The 16,142-nt window shown below is 32.5% G+C and carries 14 protein-coding genes; all 14 read left to right on the top strand.

All coding sequences use genetic code 11. The annotated features are described in order from the left end of the window. The first annotated feature begins 7 nt into the window (after positions 1 to 7). The 14 genes from HPRAE_RS07620 (at position 8) to HPRAE_RS07555 (ending at position 16,138) form a co-directional block, all read left to right on the top strand. Positions 8 to 1,189, top strand: a complete 1,182-nt coding sequence (locus HPRAE_RS07620; RefSeq protein ID WP_014553641.1) for a cation:proton antiporter — start codon at positions 8 to 10, stop codon at positions 1,187 to 1,189. Next, positions 1,182 to 2,108, top strand: coding sequence for a polysaccharide deacetylase family protein (locus tag HPRAE_RS07615; RefSeq protein WP_014553640.1), 927 nt, complete (start codon positions 1,182 to 1,184; stop codon positions 2,106 to 2,108). Before HPRAE_RS07620 ends, HPRAE_RS07615 begins: the two co-directional genes overlap by 8 nt. 294 nt (positions 2,109 to 2,402) lie before the next feature. Next, complete coding sequence (carA, locus tag HPRAE_RS07610) at positions 2,403 to 3,473, top strand: glutamine-hydrolyzing carbamoyl-phosphate synthase small subunit (protein WP_014553639.1); 1,071 nt, start codon at positions 2,403 to 2,405, stop codon at positions 3,471 to 3,473. 76 nt (positions 3,474 to 3,549) lie between these two features. Beyond that, a complete protein-coding gene (carB, locus tag HPRAE_RS07605; protein WP_014553638.1) occupies positions 3,550 to 6,765 on the top strand; it encodes a carbamoyl-phosphate synthase large subunit in 3,216 nt (1,071 codons plus the stop codon). Positions 6,766 to 7,056: 291 nt separating this feature from the next. Next, the gene (pyrR, locus tag HPRAE_RS07600; RefSeq protein ID WP_041607287.1) at positions 7,057 to 7,596 is read left to right on the top strand and encodes a bifunctional pyr operon transcriptional regulator/uracil phosphoribosyltransferase PyrR; all 540 of its coding nucleotides are present in this window, start codon (positions 7,057 to 7,059) and stop codon (positions 7,594 to 7,596) included. 231 nt (positions 7,597 to 7,827) lie between these two features. Beyond that, a complete protein-coding gene (locus HPRAE_RS07595) occupies positions 7,828 to 9,138 on the top strand; it encodes a uracil-xanthine permease family protein (RefSeq protein WP_014553636.1) in 1,311 nt (436 codons plus the stop codon). A gap of 27 nt (positions 9,139 to 9,165) precedes the next feature. Further along, positions 9,166 to 10,107, top strand: coding sequence for an aspartate carbamoyltransferase catalytic subunit (locus HPRAE_RS07590; protein ID WP_014553635.1), 942 nt, complete (start codon positions 9,166 to 9,168; stop codon positions 10,105 to 10,107). Next, positions 10,091 to 11,389 (top strand): dihydroorotase, encoded by a 1,299-nt coding sequence (locus tag HPRAE_RS07585; RefSeq protein WP_014553634.1) that lies wholly within the window; start codon positions 10,091 to 10,093, stop codon positions 11,387 to 11,389. The genes HPRAE_RS07590 and HPRAE_RS07585 overlap by 17 nt, the downstream gene beginning before the upstream one ends. Then, on the top strand, positions 11,373 to 12,290 hold the full coding sequence (gene pyrF / locus HPRAE_RS07580; protein ID WP_014553633.1) for an orotidine-5'-phosphate decarboxylase: 918 nt from the start codon (positions 11,373 to 11,375) through the stop codon (positions 12,288 to 12,290). Before HPRAE_RS07585 ends, pyrF begins: the two co-directional genes overlap by 17 nt. 104 nt (positions 12,291 to 12,394) lie before the next feature. Beyond that, positions 12,395 to 13,171 (top strand): dihydroorotate dehydrogenase electron transfer subunit, encoded by a 777-nt coding sequence (locus HPRAE_RS07575; protein WP_014553632.1) that lies wholly within the window; start codon positions 12,395 to 12,397, stop codon positions 13,169 to 13,171. Further along, on the top strand, positions 13,161 to 14,126 hold the full coding sequence (locus HPRAE_RS07570) for a dihydroorotate dehydrogenase (RefSeq protein ID WP_014553631.1): 966 nt from the start codon (positions 13,161 to 13,163) through the stop codon (positions 14,124 to 14,126). The genes HPRAE_RS07575 and HPRAE_RS07570 overlap by 11 nt, the downstream gene beginning before the upstream one ends. A 38-nt stretch (positions 14,127 to 14,164) precedes the next feature. Then, complete coding sequence (gene pyrE / locus HPRAE_RS07565; protein WP_014553630.1) at positions 14,165 to 14,737, top strand: orotate phosphoribosyltransferase; 573 nt, start codon at positions 14,165 to 14,167, stop codon at positions 14,735 to 14,737. A 77-nt stretch (positions 14,738 to 14,814) separates the two neighbouring features. After that, a complete protein-coding gene (gloA, locus tag HPRAE_RS07560) occupies positions 14,815 to 15,198 on the top strand; it encodes a lactoylglutathione lyase (RefSeq protein WP_014553629.1) in 384 nt (127 codons plus the stop codon). A 169-nt stretch (positions 15,199 to 15,367) separates the two neighbouring features. Continuing rightward, positions 15,368 to 16,138 carry a DUF368 domain-containing protein gene (locus HPRAE_RS07555; protein ID WP_014553628.1) on the top strand — a complete coding sequence of 257 codons (771 nt, stop codon included), beginning with the start codon at positions 15,368 to 15,370 and terminating at the stop codon, positions 16,136 to 16,138. Positions 16,139 to 16,142: the final 4 nt, after the last annotated feature.

Genomic DNA, 16,142 nt, shown 5'->3' with positions numbered 1-16,142 from the left:
AGTTAAATTGGCATTAAGTTTAGCTTTAATTATTTTATTTGCTTTATTATTTGGTAGATTTTTTGATAAATTAAAATTACCTGCTTTATTAGGTATGCTTGTAATTGGAATGATTATAGGTCCTTACGGATTTGATCTAATTACCCAAGATATTTTAAATATTTCTTCTGATTTGAGAATGATTGCTTTAATAGTTATTTTAATTCGAGCAGGTTTAGGAATTGAAAAAGAAACTCTAAAGAAAGTTGGATTTCCTGCAGTTAAACTTAGTTTTATTCCAGGTTTAATGGAAGGTGCAGCTATAATTTTGGCAGCAATTGTTTTATTAAAGTTTGAATTTATAGAAGCAGGAATTTTAGCTTTTATTATCGCTGCAGTATCACCAGCAGTTGTTGTGCCGCAAATGTTAAATTTAATTGAACAAAATAAAGGCACAAAAAAAGGGATTCCCACTTTAATTTTAGCTGGTGCCTCTATTGATGATGTTGTTGCTATAACTATATTTTCCACTTTTTTGAGTCTTTATGGTGGGCAACAAATTAGTATTTTAAAGCAAATTTTAAATATTCCGCTTGCTATTTTAATGGGAGTTATTTTGGGAATGCTAATTGCTTTGATTTTAATTTATTTTTTTCGAAAATATAATATAAGAGATACCAAAAAAGTATTAGTAATTTTGAGTTTTGGAATTTTAATGCATTCTTTAGAAAGCCTATTAGAAGATATTTTACCAATAGCAACTTTACTAGGTATCATGGTTATAGGATTTGTAATTAGAGAAAAATATCCAGTTTTAGGAGAACGCTTAGCTGTGAAGTTTAATAAAATTTGGGTTTTTGCAGAATTAATGTTATTTGTTTTAATTGGAGCTGCAGTAAATATTAAACTTGCTTTACATTCTGGTTTGATGGGAATTTTAATTATTAGTATTGGCCTGATTGCTCGATCAGTTGGTGTTTATATTTCGCTTTGGGGAAGTAATCTTAATTTAAAAGAAAAATTATTTTGCATTTTAGCCTATACCCCTAAAGCAACTGTTCAGGCTGCCATTGGAGCTGTACCTTTAGCAGCTGGAGTTGCTGAAGGAGAATTGATTTTAGCTTTAGCAGTGTTATCCATTATAATCACAGCACCTTTAGGAGCAATAGCCATTAATAAGGCAGGAAAGAGTTGGTTGAGTAGTGTTTAATAAATTAAAGTTAATAATTATAATTTTATTTTTAATAATAATATTAAGTCCAAGTGTTTTAGCTAAAGATGATTTACCAGCAATTATTTTTGTTTATGATGATGGTTTTCAAGAAGATTTTGAACTTTCATTTCCAATCCATGCTAAATATAATATTCCAGCAGTAGTAGCAGTAAATTCGGATTATATTGGGCAAAAACATTGGCTTAAAAAAAAGGAACTACTTTTTTTACAAGCTCAAGGTTGGGAAATAGCCAATCATGGTAAAAAGCATACTGCTTTAATTTTAAATTCTTTAACAAAAAATGCTAAAAAAAATACTAAAAAAATTAAAGTGAAAAATCCTTTTCTAATAGAAAACAGTTATGAGTATGTAATTTATAATACTCAAACTTGGGTAAAAGAAAAAATTAAAATAAAAAAGTCTGGAAAGAAATTTATCCAGCTTAAAGCTCCACTAAAAAATAACTATGCAAAAGAAAATACTCTAATTAGATTAGCTGATTCAGCTTTACAAGCAGAAATATTAGAATCGAAGAGAGATTTAGAGAAAATGGGCCTAATTATAGATACTTTTGTTTTTCCTTATAATGGTTATTATTCCCACCCTTTAGCATTAGTAAGGAAGAATTATAAAGCTGCAAGATCTGGTTATCGCCATGGAGAAAAGTTTCCAAAAGCATTTATTAATTATAAGCCATTTTCTAAATATCAATTAAAGGCTGCTGTTTTAGAAACTAATTTAATTAATGAAAAAGATATTTTTAAACTTTTAAAAGAGGTAAAAGAAAAAAATGCTCTTTTAATTCTCTATTCACATCCCCACAATAAAAATTTTGATTTAAAACGAATTGAAAAAATTATAAAGTATGCTTTAAAAAATAAGATAAAGATTAGTACTTTTAGAGAACTATTTTAATTAGTTTAAAGTTTTTAAATTTAATTATGCTCAAAATTACTTTTTTAATTTGAAAATAATAGTTGACAGCAAAAAAAAATAATGTTAAACTAAATCACGATAATAGAATTATTAAAATTAAATAATGACAGATCCTTTTAAATCAGTCCAGAGAGGCTGGCAAAGGTCAAGATATAAGCCAAAAATTATATTTTTTAATTTTTTGGCTAACTATGTCAGCTTTAACCTTCAAACCATTCTTTCTGGTATGAAGGTTTTTTTTATGCAAAAAAAAGTGGAGGTAGTTATAATTATATGAAAAAAGCAAAACTTATTTTAGAAGATGGTAGTCTTTTCAAAGGAGAAATTTTTGGTGCTGAAAAAGAAAGCTCAGGCGAAATTGTATTTAATACTAGTATGACAGGTTATCAGGAAATTCTTACAGATCCTTCTTATAAAGGAGAAATGGTTTGTATGACTTATCCACTGATTGGAAATTATGGCATAAATGCTGATGATTTTGAATCAGCTAAAGCTCATGTTAATGGTTTTATAGTCAAGGAATTTGCTGAAGAGCCTGAAAGTTGGCGTTTAAAAAAGAAATTTGATCAATATTTAAAAGAAAATGGAATAACAGCAATTAGTGGTATAGATACACGGGCTTTAACTAAAATATTAAGAAGTCAGGGAACGATGACTGGAATTATAACTACTGAAAATTTAAGCAGGCAAAAATTAATTAAGCAAGCACAAGCTGTTCCAGGTCTTTCAGGGCGGGATTTAGTGGCATTAGTTAGCAGTAAAGAAGTTAAAACTTATGGTTTAGGAAATAAATATAGAGTTGTATTATTAGATTGTGGTGCCAAAACAAATATAAAAAATTCATTGGTCAAAAGAAATTGTGAAGTAATCATAGTACCCGCCAGTACCTCAGCCCAAGAAATAATTAATTTTGAAGCTGATGGTTTAATGTTATCAAATGGGCCAGGTGATCCAGCAGCTTTAGATTATTTAATTAACACAATTGCTGAACTTTTAGGTAAAATTCCAATCTTTGGAATTTGTTTAGGCCATCAACTTTTAGGCCTTGCTTGTGGAGCTGAAACTTATAAACTAAAGTTTGGCCACCATGGTGCTAATCATCCTGTCAAAGATTTAGTTACAAACCGCGTTTATATTACTTCTCAAAATCATGGTTATGCAATTAAAGCAGACTCACTAACAGATCTGGATTTAGAATTAACTCACCTCAATGTTAATGATCAGACAGTTGAAGGATTTAAGCATCAAAAATATCCTGCTTTTTCAGTCCAGTATCATCCAGAAGCTGCTCCTGGCCCAGAAGATTCTCATTATCTATTTGATCAATTTATAGCTATGTTTTAAGGATATCAAATTGTAAAATTATTTTTTCAAGCAAAAATTATTAAACAGCAGTTGTCAAAATTTAAAGGAGGCAAAGATGCCTAAAAGAAAAGACATTAAAAAAGTGATGGTTATTGGATCAGGACCAATTGTGATTGGACAGGCAGCAGAATTTGATTATTCAGGTAGTCAAGCTTGTCGAGCTTTAAAAGAGGAAGGCTTAGAAGTTGTTTTAGTTAATAGTAATCCAGCTACCATAATGACAGATGAAAACATGGCGGATCGAGTTTATATTGAGCCGCTAACAGTAGCAAGTATAATTGAGATTCTAAAACAAGAAAATCCAGATGGAATAATCCCTACTTTAGGAGGTCAAATTGCTTTAAATTTAGCAATTGATTTAGCAAAGACTAATATTTTAAAAGAGTTAAATATAGAACTTTTGGGAACTCCAATTGAAACAATTAAGCGAGCAGAAGATAGAAATACTTTTAAAGAATTAATGAATGAAATTGGAGAACCAATTTTAGCAAGTAAAACTGCCGAAAATATTGAAGAAGCAGCAGCAATAGCAGCAGATATTGGTTATCCAGTTATTGTGCGGCCGGCTTATACTATGGGAGGCACTGGAGGTGGAGTTGCTAATAATTTAGAAGAATTAAAGGAAATTACAGCTCGTGGTTTTAAACACAGCTTAATTGGCCAGGTTTTAATTGAAAGAAGTATTAAGGGCTGGAAAGAAATAGAATATGAAGTTATGAGAGATGCAAATAACAATTGTATAGTTGTTTGTAATATGGAAAACTTTGACCCAGTTGGGGTACATACAGGTGATAGTATTGTGGTTGCTCCCAGCCAAACTCTGACAGATAAAGAATATCAGATGTTTAGAAGTTCAGCTTTAAAAATAATTAGAGCTTTAGGAATTGAAGGAGGATGTAATGTTCAGTATGCTCTAGACCCAGAAAGTTTTCAATATTATATTATTGAAGTAAATCCTCGAGTCAGCCGTTCTAGTGCTTTGGCTTCTAAAGCAACAGGTTATCCAATTGCTAAAGTTTCAGCCCGAATCGCCTTAGGCTATAGTTTAGATGAGATTACAAATGAAATCACAGGCAAAACTACTGCTTGCTTTGAGCCGGCTTTAGATTATGTAGTTTTTAAGATTCCGCGCTGGCCCTTTGATAAATTTGACTATGCTGATCGTGACTTGGGAACTCAGATGAAGGCTACAGGAGAAGTAATGGCTATTGCCAGAAATTTAGAAGCTTCAATGCTGAAAGCAGTCCGCTCTTTAGAGATAGGACGTTATGGATTTTATTTAGAAGAATTTAGAAAACTAAAAGATAAAGAAGTTGAAGCTGCTCTATTTACAGCAGATGACAATCGATTATTTATAATTGCAGAAGCACTGCGACGTGGTTGGACAGTTGATAAGGTTCATCAGATTACTAAGATCAGTACTTTCTTTTTATATAAAATAAAAAATATCATAGACTTAGAAAATTGCTTAGTTAAGGCTGCAGATAATTTAGAAGAAAATAAAGAACTTTTACTTAGTGCTAAAGAAAAAGGTTTTTCTGATTCAGAAATCGCTCTTTTAACTCAAAAAACAGAAATAGAAATAGAAAAATTTAGAAAAAAGATGCAGTTAAATCCAGTTTTTAAAATGGTAGATACCTGTGCAGCAGAATTTGAAGCAGAAACCCCTTATTATTATTCTTCTTATGAGAAGATTAATGAAGCAGAGCCGACAGCTAAGAAAAAAATAATGGTCATTGGTTCAGGCCCAATTAGAATTGGTCAGGGAATAGAATTTGATTATTGTAGTGTCCACTCGGCCTGGACTTTAAATCAAGCAGGTTATGAGTCAATTATAGTTAATAATAATCCAGAAACTGTTAGTACAGATTTTGATACTGCAGATAGATTATATTTTGAGCCTCTAACTAAAGAAGATTTAATGCAGATTATTGAAAATGAGAAACCAGAAGGAGTAATTTGTCAGTTTGGAGGCCAGACAGCTGTTAATTTAGCAGAACCGCTGGCAGAAGCAGGAGTTAATATTTTAGGTACTTCAGTTGATTCAATTGACTTAGCAGAAGATAGAGATCGCTTTATTGGTCTTTTAAATAAACTAAAAATTCCTGTTCCTGCTGGTAAAGTTGCTGCTAATTTAAATGAGGCAGAAAAAATAGCTGCTGAAATTGCTTATCCAGTTTTAGTCAGGCCTTCTTATGTCCTCGGAGGTAGGGCAATGGAAGTAGTCTATAATGAGCAAGAATTAGCAGATTATATGAAAAATGCAGTTAAAGTTTCACCTGATAGGCCAGTACTTGTTGATAAATATTTAACAGGAACAGAAATTGAAATTGATGCAGTTTCTGATGGAGAAACAGTTATTGTACCAGGCATTATGGAACATGTGGAAAGAGCTGGAGTTCATTCAGGTGACAGTATAGCAGTTTATCCTCCGCATCGCCTTGGAGAAGAGTTAAAAGCAAAAGCTGTAAAATATACTGAGAAAATAGCAAGAGCTTTAAAGATTAAAGGAGTTATCAACATTCAATATGTTGTTAGTAATGGAGAAATCTTTGTGATTGAGGTTAATCCACGTTCAAGTAGGACAATTCCTTATTTAAGTAAAGTGACAGGAGTTCCGATGGTAGATTTGGCGACTAAAGCTCTGTTAGGACAAAACTTAAAAGATTTAGGCTGGAATAGTGGACTTGTTACTGAAAAAGATCATGTAGCAGTTAAAGTACCTGTATTTTCTTTTTCAAAATTAACAGAAGTAGATACCAATTTAGGTCCAGAAATGAAATCAACTGGAGAAGTATTAGGTCTAGCTGAAAGCTATGAAAAAGCATTATATAAAGGTTTAATAGCAGCTGGTTTAGAAATTCCTCGCTCAGGGACTATTTTGGCTACTATTGCCAATAAGGATAAAGATGAAGCAATAAAATACTTAAAAGAGTTTGCTCAACTTGGTTTTAAAATTGTGGCGACTGAAGGCACAGCTGCTGCTCTTAAAACCAAAGGACTTAAGGTAGATATAGTTAAAAAGATAGGTAAAGGAAAACCCGATTCTTTAGAATTGATCGCAGATGATAAGATTGATCTTGTGGTTAATACTTTAACTAAAGGTAAGACACCAGAAAGAGATGGTTTTAAAATTAGAAGGGCAGCAGTCGAGATGGGAATTCCCTGTTTAACTTCTTTGGATACAACTCAGGCCCTGCTTAAAGTTTTAATGAAAATCGAAAAAGGTGAAAAAATAGAGTGTAAAGCTTTACAAGATTATCAAAAATAAAATAGAGAATAATTTTACCAGCTGCTTGAGCAAATAATAGCAGCTGGTTTTAAACTTAAGTTTGTGCTTTAATTCACTATAACCAGGTACCAAAAAGCAAAAAAAGTACTTGACTTAAATTATATATTCTGATAAAATTATTTCAAATCAAATAATAAATCTTTAAATTAGTCCAGAGAGGCTAGTAAGGGAAAATATAAATTTAGCAACCTTCTTACTATGCCGTAAGAAGGTTATTTTTTTGCCCTGAAAGAATTTATTGAAGGAGGTAATTTTTTGGAAGAAGCAAAAATGAAATTAAAAAAAGAATTAATTGATGCAAGTGGAATGAACAGAGCAATTACTAGAATTGCCCATGAGATTTTAGAAAAAAATAAGGGAACTGAAAACTTAGTTTTAATTGGAATTAGAACTAGAGGTATTCCTTTAGCAGAAAGATTAGCTGCTAAAATTAAGGAAATTGAAGGTGTAGAAGTAGCAACTGGAATTTTAGATATTACTCTTTATCGAGATGATCTTTCTACAGTAGCAAAAAAGCCAATTGTTCATCAAACTGAGATTCCCTTTGATATAACTGGAAAAAAAGTTGTTTTAGTTGATGATGTACTTTATACTGGTAGAACTATCAGAGCAGCTTTAGATGCTTTAATAGATTTAGGAAGACCTCTACAAATTCAATTAGCAATCATGATTGACAGAGGTCACCGTGAATTACCAATTAGAGCAGATTTTGTAGGTAAAAACTTACCAACTTCTAAAACAGAGGTTGTAGATGTTAATTTTGTAGAAACTGATCAAAAAGATGTAGTTTTATTACTAGAAAAAAGCTAAAATAAAATAATTTAATAGATGATCCTTTAAATTGGTCCAGAGAGACCGGTAAGGAATTAATTTAGCATAATTTGACTCTGCAGAGTTTGTAGAGGACAAAAAATGTTTAAAGAACTTAAACTCCTTATCAGGTCTAAACTGGTAGGGAGTTTTTTTATGTTTAAATTATTAATCTAGGCAGAATAAATTAAAAAGTTTTTCAATAATTTTATAACACCCAGGAGGTATAAAATGAAAATTTTAGAACAAAGTAAAGAAAACTTAGATCAGCTTAAAGAAGATGGAATTACAAGACATCGCTTATTTATTTTAGCATTACAGCATATGTTTGCTATGTTTGGCTCAACAGTATTAGTACCTGCTTTAACAGGGTTAAATCCTGCAGTAGCACTTTTTACATCTGGACTTGGAACTTTAATTTTTCACTTAATAACAGGTGGTAAAGTTCCAGCTTACCTTGGTTCATCTTTTGCCTTTATTGCTCCAATCATAGCAGCTCAAAATCAATTTGGTAGAGATGGAGCTATGCTTGGAATTATGACAGTTGGTCTTGTTTATGCTCTGATGTCTTTAGTAATTAGAGTACTCGGCACAAAATTTTTCCGTAAGCTCTTGCCACCGGTAGTAGTTGGCCCAGTAATTATTACAATTGGATTAGGACTGGCCCCAACAGCTAAAGATATGGCTTCAGAACATTTATTAGTCGCTTTTGTTACTCTAGCAATAGCAGTTGGAGTCAGTGTTTTTGCTAAAGGAATTATTAAGGTTATCCCAATTTTGCTTGGAATTTTAGGTGGTTATGCTTTTGCAGCTGCTTTAGGTCTAGTAAATTTTGCTCCAGTAATGGAAGCTTCCTGGTTTGCCCTGCCAAAGTTTGCCCTGCCTACAGTCAGTGGTAACTTAAAAGCAATTTCACTTGTGGCCCCGATTGCATTAGTAACAATGGTTGAGCATTTGGGAGATGTTGTTGCTATTGGTTCGACTGTTAAAAAAGATTTTATCGAAGAACCTGGTCTCCACAGAACACTTTTAGGTGATGGAATAGCTACTTTAATTGCTGGTCTTTTTGGAGGACCTCCTAATACAACTTATGGAGAAAATGTAGGAGTTTTAGCCTTAACTAAAGTCTATAATCCAATGATTATTCAGCTAACAGCTGTGATAGTAATTTTAAGTTCTTTTGTTCAGAAAGTAGGAGTCCTCATTCAGACTATCCCGACAGCAGTAATGGGAGGAATAGTTTTCTTACTCTTTGGTATGATAGCTTCAATCGGACTAAGAACTTTAGTTGAAAATGAGGTTGACCTTTCTAAAAATAGAAATTTAGTTATAGTTTCAATTACTCTGGTAGTAGGAATTTCAAATCTAACTTTAAAATTTGCTGGTCTAGAATTTGGGGGAATGGGACTGGCTGCAATTGTAGGTATAGTAATGAACCTTATTTTACCTGAAATGGAAAAAGAAATAGAAGCAGTAGAAAATGAATTAGAAGTGGAAAAAGAATTAAATCTAAAGTCAGAATTAAGTTATAAAGCAAATTAAAATTTCTAAGTCAGAGGTGGTGAATAAATGAGTTTAAAAGGCAAAGATCTTTTAGGACTTTATAATTTATCTAAAGCTGAGATTCATGAAACACTTAAGACTGCAGTCACAATGAAAGATATTTTAAATAAAAAAGTTAAAGAAGTTCCAACTTTAAAGGGAAAAACAGTAATTAATTTATTTTATGAGCCTTCAACTAGAACTAAATCTTCTTTTAGTTTAGCAGCAAAAACTCTGGGAGCAAATGTAATGAGCATTTCTAAATCTGATAGCAGTATTGTCAAAGGTGAAAGCCTGCTCGATACAGCTAAAACTATGGAAGTTATGGGAGCTGACCTGGTAGTTGTTAGACATAGTGCTCCAGGAGCAGCTAAATTTTTAGCAGACAATATTGCAGCAAGTGTAATTAATGCAGGAGACGGTGCTCATGCTCATCCAACTCAGGCACTTTTGGATATTTACAGTATTCAAGAAAAATTAGGTCAAGTAGCAGGACTTAAAATTTTAATTATAGGAGATATCGCTCACAGTCGAGTTGCTCGCTCAAATATCTGGGGTTTAAAGAAACTGGGTGCTCAAGTCGCAGTTGCTGGTCCCCAAACTTTAATTCCACCAGCAATAGAGAAAATGGGAGTTAAAGTTTATACAGACTTAGATCAAGCTTTAGAAAATGTAGATGTAGTTAATATCTTAAGAATTCAATTAGAAAGACAAGCAAGTGGACTTTTTCCTTCATTAAGAGAATATAGAAAAATTTATGGGATCAATGCCAAAAGATTAAAAAAGCTAGGTAACAAAGCAATAATCTTGCATCCTGGGCCAATAAATAGAGGAATTGAAATCGAAAGTTCTGTTGCAGATAGCTCACAGTCAGTAATTACAGAACAGGTGAAAAATGGTGTTGCAGTTAGGATGGCTTTACTTTATTTACTGGCAGGGAGGGAGAACAAAAATGAAAACTTTAATTAAAAATGCTACAATTTATGATTCTAAAAATGGATTAACCGGAAAAAATGATATTTTAATTGAATCTAAGCAAATTTTGGCAGTCAAAAAGAGGATAAAAAATAATAATTATCAAGTTATAGATGCTGCAGGTAAAATTATTATTCCTGCCTTAATCGATATCCACACTCATCTTAGAGAACCTGGTTATGAAGCTAAAGAGACCATTAAAACTGGTACTGAAGCAGCTGCAGCTGGTGGATTTTCAGCAGTAGCAGCTATGCCAAATACTAATCCTGTTGCAGATAAAGTAACAGTAATTGAGCAGCTTAAATTTAAGGCCCAAAATTCTGCAGTTAGAGTGTATCCCATTGGGAGTATAACCAAAGCCAGCCAGGGTAAAGAACTCTCTGAGATTGGAAGCTTAGCCCAAGCAGGAGTTAAGGCACTTTCTGATGATGGCAATCCAGTTATGAATTCTGAAATTATGAGGCGGGCAATGGAATATGCATCAGCCTTTGATTTAACAATTATTGACCACTGTGAAGATCAAAATTTAAGCAAAAATGGAGTAATGGATGAAGGTTATTATTCTACAATCTTTGGTTTAAAAGGTATTCCAGCAGCAGCAGAAGAAATAATGGTAGCTCGCGATATAATTTTGGCAGAAATGACAGGTTGTCCACTTCACATTGCCCATTTAAGTACAGCTGGAAGTTTAAACTTAGTTAAAGCAGCCAAAGCTAGGGGAGTAAAAGTAAGTTTTGAAGTTACACCACATCACTTATTATTAACAGCTAAAGCAGTAGAAAATTATGATCCTAAGACTAAGGTTCATCCACCACTGCGCTCAAAAAAAGACAAAGATCTTTTAGTTGAAGCCTTAAAAGCAGGAGAAATAGATGTTTTGGCAACTGATCATGCTCCACATACTTATGAAGACAAATTAGGAGAATTTGATTATGCAGCTTTTGGTATTTCTGGCTTAGAAACAGCACTAGGACTTTTACATCATCATTTTATTCAAACTGGAATGATTAACTGGGATGCTTTACTTAAGATGTATTATTATACTCCAGGCAAAATAATGGGGATTGAGGCAGAAGGTCTTAAACAAGGAGCACGAGCAGACTTTATAGTTTTTAATCCAGATCGAGAATGGATAATTGAACCACAAAAATTCAAATCAAAGGGTAAAAACACTCCTTTTGCTGGCCAAAAATTAATTGGTAAAAATGAAATGACTTTTGTTAATGGAAAATTAGTCTATGATGACCGAGGAGGCAAAAATGAAATATTTTATTGATCAATTACATAATAAAATTGAAGAAAAAAATTCTAGAATTTGTGTTGGCCTTGACCCGCACTTAAATTTAATGCCTGAAAATATTTTAAGACCAGAAATCTTAGATAACTTAGAAGCAAATCGAAAAGAAGCTGCTGCTGCAGTTTTAAAATTCAACCAAAATTTAATTGATGCAGTTGCAGACCTGACTCCTGTTGTTAAACCGCAAATGGCTTTCTATGAAAAACTAGCAGTTCCAGGAATGGAATGTTTGTGGCAGACTATAGCCTATGCTAAAGAAAAAGGACTGCTTATTTTACTTGATGGTAAAAGAAATGATATTGGGTCAACTGCTAAAGCCTATGCAGAATCTTATTTAGAAGGAGAAAAAATAGCTGCAGATGCAATTACAATTAATCCTTATTTAGGCAGTGATGGTATTCTACCTTTTTTGGAAAATGAAAAGAAGGGAGCATTTGCTTTACTTAGAACTTCTAATTCTTCAGCTGGTGAATTACAGGATCTTAAATTAGCAGACGGCCGAACAGTTTATCAGGCAGTTGCGGATTTTCTACAGGAACTAGGAAGTCAATATTTGGGTGAAAGTGGATATTCTAATTTGGCAGCAGTTGTTGGAGCAACTTATCCAAAAGAGTTAAAAGCAATTAGAGCCCAATTAGATTCAGTCTTTTTCTTAATTCCTGGTTTTGGAGCCCAAGGTGGAGGAGCAGCAGATATTAAAGCTGGTTTTGACAAAAATGGTAGAGGAGCAGTTGTTAATTCATCTCGAGGAATCAATTTTGCTTATAGAAAAGCAGAATATGCAGACCTAGGTCCAGAAAATTATGCTCAAGCTGCTAGAGCTGCTGCTCAAAAAATGAAAAAAGAAATAAATAATGTTCTCAACTTACCGAATACATAGCAGTTAATGCTTGGTATTCGGTATTTTTAAGAGAATTTTTAATTAAGTTTATTTCAAAGCAGCTAAAAATAAAGGTACTTTAGCTTATTTCAAAGGAGGAGACTATGTTTAGAGTTATAGCAAATAAGGAAGTAGGTCCTAATATTTTTCAACTTGTTTTAAAATTTGATAATTTAAAGCAAGTTCCTCAGCCGGGTCAGTTTTTTAATCTAAAAATTAGTCAAAATGAAAGTCTTGATCCACTTTTGCGAAGACCACTTAGTGTATTTGATTTTGAGGCGACAGAAAAAAGATTAGAATTTGTTTATCGAGTAGTTGGCAAAGGAACCCGAATTCTTGCCAGAACTAAAGTTGGCAATAAACTTGATCTGATTGGGCCTTTGGGAAACCCTTTTTCTTTAGCTCAAAAAGATAAGGAACTTAATTTAATTGGTGGTGGGATGGGGATTGCCCCTTTATATTATCTTGCCAAAAAATTAAAAGCTAGTCAGCCAAAGGTTTATTTGGGAACAGCTTCTAAAGCAGAATTGAAATTTTTTGAATCTAAGTTTAAGCACTTGGGTTTAGAATATCAGCTGGCAGCTGTAGAAGAGAAATTAGATATCAAAGGAACAGCTTTAGATTTATGGTTAACTAATCTGCAAAAAAAGCCAGATTTTGTCTACTGTTGTGGTCCAGAAAAGCTATTGGCTGCTGTGGAAAAACATTGTTTAGAAAAAAATATAGCAGGAGAAATTTCTGTAGAAAAAAGAATGGGCTGTGGGATTGGAGTTTGTTTATCCTGTAGCTGTCAAACAAAATTAGATGAAAATAAAAATAAAAGAGCCTGTGTTGAGGGGCCAGTTTTTGCGATGGGGGAGGTAGTACTTAGTGGCTGCTAAAAATAGTGAAAAGTTAAAAACATCAGAAAATGACTTAAATATGAGTATTAAATTAAAATCTCAAATTAAAGCAGATTTAATCTTAAAAAATCCTTTAATTACTGCTTCTGGAACTTGTGGAAATGGCAAAGCATTAGCTGATTTTTATGATATCAATCAATTAGGAGCTTTTACAACCAAAGGAATTACTGTAGAGGCTCAGCCTGGTAATCAAAGTCCTAGAATTGCAGAAACAGCTGCTGGAATAATTAATTCCATTGGTTTGGAAAATCCAGGGATAGATAATTTTATTAAAAAAGTCTTGCCTGAAACTAAAAATTATAGTCTGCCTATTTTAGCTAATATTTCAGGCTATAGTCAAGCAGATTTTTTAACTTTAGCTAGTAAGCTAGAAAAAAGAAAAGAATTAGCTGGAATTGAAGTTAATCTATCCTGTCCTAATATCAAAGGTGGAGGTATGGTTTTTGGTACAGCTCCAGAAAAAGTTTATCAAATAACTAAAAAAGTGAGAGAAATTTATTCAGGTTACATAATAGTTAAACTTACTCCAAATATAACTGATATTACAGAAACCGCTTTAGCAGCAGAAAAAGGAGGAGCAGATGCAGTTGCAATGATTAATACACTCTCAGCCATGAAAATAGATATTGATCAACAAAAACCAGTTCTGGCTAATACCTTTGGTGGACTTTCTGGGCCAGCAGTAAAACCAGTAGCGGTTAAAATGGTTTATCAATCATATAAAAAATTATCGATTCCAATTTTAGGTTTAGGTGGAGTTAGCAGCGGTCGTGATGTTATTGAATTTATGCTAGCTGGAGCAGCTGCAGTTGAGATTGGAACAATTAATATGATAGAGCCTACAGCAGGGCTGAGAATTATTGCTGAAATTAAGGAATATTTAATTAAACATCAAATTAAAAATTTAAGTACAATTATTGGTGCTGCTCATTAATTTTATTCTAAAATAATTAAAAAACAGGAGTGAATTAAATGAATAAAAAAGAAATAAGAGAACTTTTAGTTGAAACAGATGTAATTCAGGAAGGACATTTTGTTTTGAGTTCAGGTAGACATGCTGATGTTTATATGCAGTGTGCTAAAGTTTTACAGCATCCTAAACATGCCTCAACACTGGCTGCTGAAATTGCAAAAAAATGGCAAGAAAAAGAAATAGATGTAGTAATTGGACCCGCTCTTGGTGGAATAGTCTTATCTTATGCTGTAGCAGAAGAGTTAGGAGTTCGCTCTATTTTTAGTGAACGCAAAAATGGAGAAATGAAAATTAGACGTGGTTTTGAGCTGAAAGCAGGTGAAAAAGTTTTAGTTGTCGAGGATGTAGTTACAACTGGTGGTTCAGTTAAAGAAGTGCTGTCAGTTTTGGAAGAACTTGATGTTGAAATCATTGGATTAAGTTCAATAGTTGACCGCAGTAATGGACAGGTTAATTTTAACTATGATTTTAAAGCATTACTACCAGTTGATATTAAATCATATAAGCCTGGGAAGTGTAAATTATGTAAAGAAGGAATTGCAATTACTCGTCCTGGAAGCAAAGAAAAATAAATTTTGCATTTTGATCTATAAATCCTTATAATAATAATCAGAATTAAAATAAAAAGATAAAGGAGTTGTGATTATATATGCAAAATTATGATTTTGTTCATTCCTGTATTCGAGTTATGGACTTAGAAAAATCAATCGATTTTTATCAAGATGCATTAAATTTAAAGGAAAGTAGACGCAAAGATTTTCCGGAAGCTGAATTCACCTTAGTCTATTTAACTGATCAAAATGAAGATTTTGAGCTGGAGTTAACTTATAATTATGATCGAGAAGAACCATACACAATTGGTAATGGCTACAGTCATATTGCAGTTAAGGTAGATGATTTAGAAAAATCTTATCAGCGCCACAAAGAAGCAGGTTATAAGGTTGGAGACTTAAAAAGTTTAAGTGAAAATTCATCCGGCTATTATTTTATTACTGATCCTGATGGCTATCGAACAGAAATAATTGCTAGGTAAGCAAATTTAAGTAATAATTAAAATTAGATATATTAATTTGTTGAATTAAAAAAGTTCAAGTTCTAGTTTAAGCTGGTGCTTGAGCTTTTTTTCTTTTTTAAGCAGGTAAAACTAGGTTTTATCTTGAATATTAATATAAAGAGAGAACAATAAAGAGAGGAAGATTTATTTGCAAGATCAAAATACATATTTAGCTTTATTTTTAAAATCAATACCAATTGGATTAGCTAATACTCTGCCAGGGGTTAGTGGTGGAACTATAGCTTTAGTTTTAAATATTTATCAGACTTTAATTAATGCAATTAAAAATATCAAATTTAAAAAACTTATTTTTATTGGACTAGGAGCTGGTTTAGGAGTTTTTATTGGCTCAGCTGTAATTACAGATCTTTATAGATCTAATCCTTTAATTGTTAACTACTTTTTATTTGGTTTAGTCCTTAGCTCAGCTCATTCTACTTATAAAAAAATAGGTAGTTTTAGTTTTTCAAAATTAATTATTATACTTTTAGCATTTGGCTTGGCTTTCTTTTTTTCTAGTGAATCACAAGTTAATTTAGTTAATAGACAAGGTTTAATACTTTTTTTTGCTGCTGGTTTTTTTGGCAGTATTGCAATGATATTACCAGGGATTAGTGGTGGAACTCTTCTAATTTTGATGGGAGTATATCAGCAGGTACTGGCTGCAGTGAATAATTTTGAAATCATTACGCTTTTAGTTTTTGCTTGTGGAATGGGAGCAGGACTTTTAGTTTTTGCTTGGATTTTTTCTTATCTCCTGCAAGCACACCAGGCTAAAATCATGGTAGTTCTGACTGGCTTGATTTTAGGATCTTCAGCAGCTGTTTTTCCAGCTATACTGGATTTTAGAGGTTTTTTTGCTTTTGGAGCAGGAGTGATTTTAATAATTATTTTAGAGATTATTGGTAAAAATACTTAAGTGA

The sequence above is a fragment of the Halanaerobium praevalens DSM 2228 genome, assembly GCF_000165465.1.
Classification (GTDB): domain Bacteria; phylum Bacillota; class Halanaerobiia; order Halanaerobiales; family Halanaerobiaceae; genus Halanaerobium; species Halanaerobium praevalens.
This window is presented reverse-complemented; position numbering and strand designations above follow the sequence as displayed.

Bases quoted from the DNA above. Each gene is read 5' to 3' on its own strand.
- carA (WP_014553639.1), top strand. From the start codon at position 2,403: ATGAAAAAAGCAAAACTTATTTTAGAAGATGGTAGTCTTTTCAAAGGA.
- carB (WP_014553638.1), top strand. From the start codon at position 3,550: ATGCCTAAAAGAAAAGACATTAAAAAAGTGATGGTTATTGGATCAGGA.
- pyrR (WP_041607287.1), top strand. From the start codon at position 7,057: ATGAAATTAAAAAAAGAATTAATTGATGCAAGTGGAATGAACAGAGCA.
- HPRAE_RS07595 (WP_014553636.1), top strand. From the start codon at position 7,828: ATGAAAATTTTAGAACAAAGTAAAGAAAACTTAGATCAGCTTAAAGAA.
- HPRAE_RS07590 (WP_014553635.1), top strand. From the start codon at position 9,166: ATGAGTTTAAAAGGCAAAGATCTTTTAGGACTTTATAATTTATCTAAA.
- HPRAE_RS07585 (WP_014553634.1), top strand. From the start codon at position 10,091: ATGAAAACTTTAATTAAAAATGCTACAATTTATGATTCTAAAAATGGA.
- pyrF (WP_014553633.1), top strand. From the start codon at position 11,373: ATGAAATATTTTATTGATCAATTACATAATAAAATTGAAGAAAAAAAT.
- HPRAE_RS07575 (WP_014553632.1), top strand. From the start codon at position 12,395: ATGTTTAGAGTTATAGCAAATAAGGAAGTAGGTCCTAATATTTTTCAA.
- pyrE (WP_014553630.1), top strand. From the start codon at position 14,165: ATGAATAAAAAAGAAATAAGAGAACTTTTAGTTGAAACAGATGTAATT.
- gloA (WP_014553629.1), top strand. From the start codon at position 14,815: ATGCAAAATTATGATTTTGTTCATTCCTGTATTCGAGTTATGGACTTA.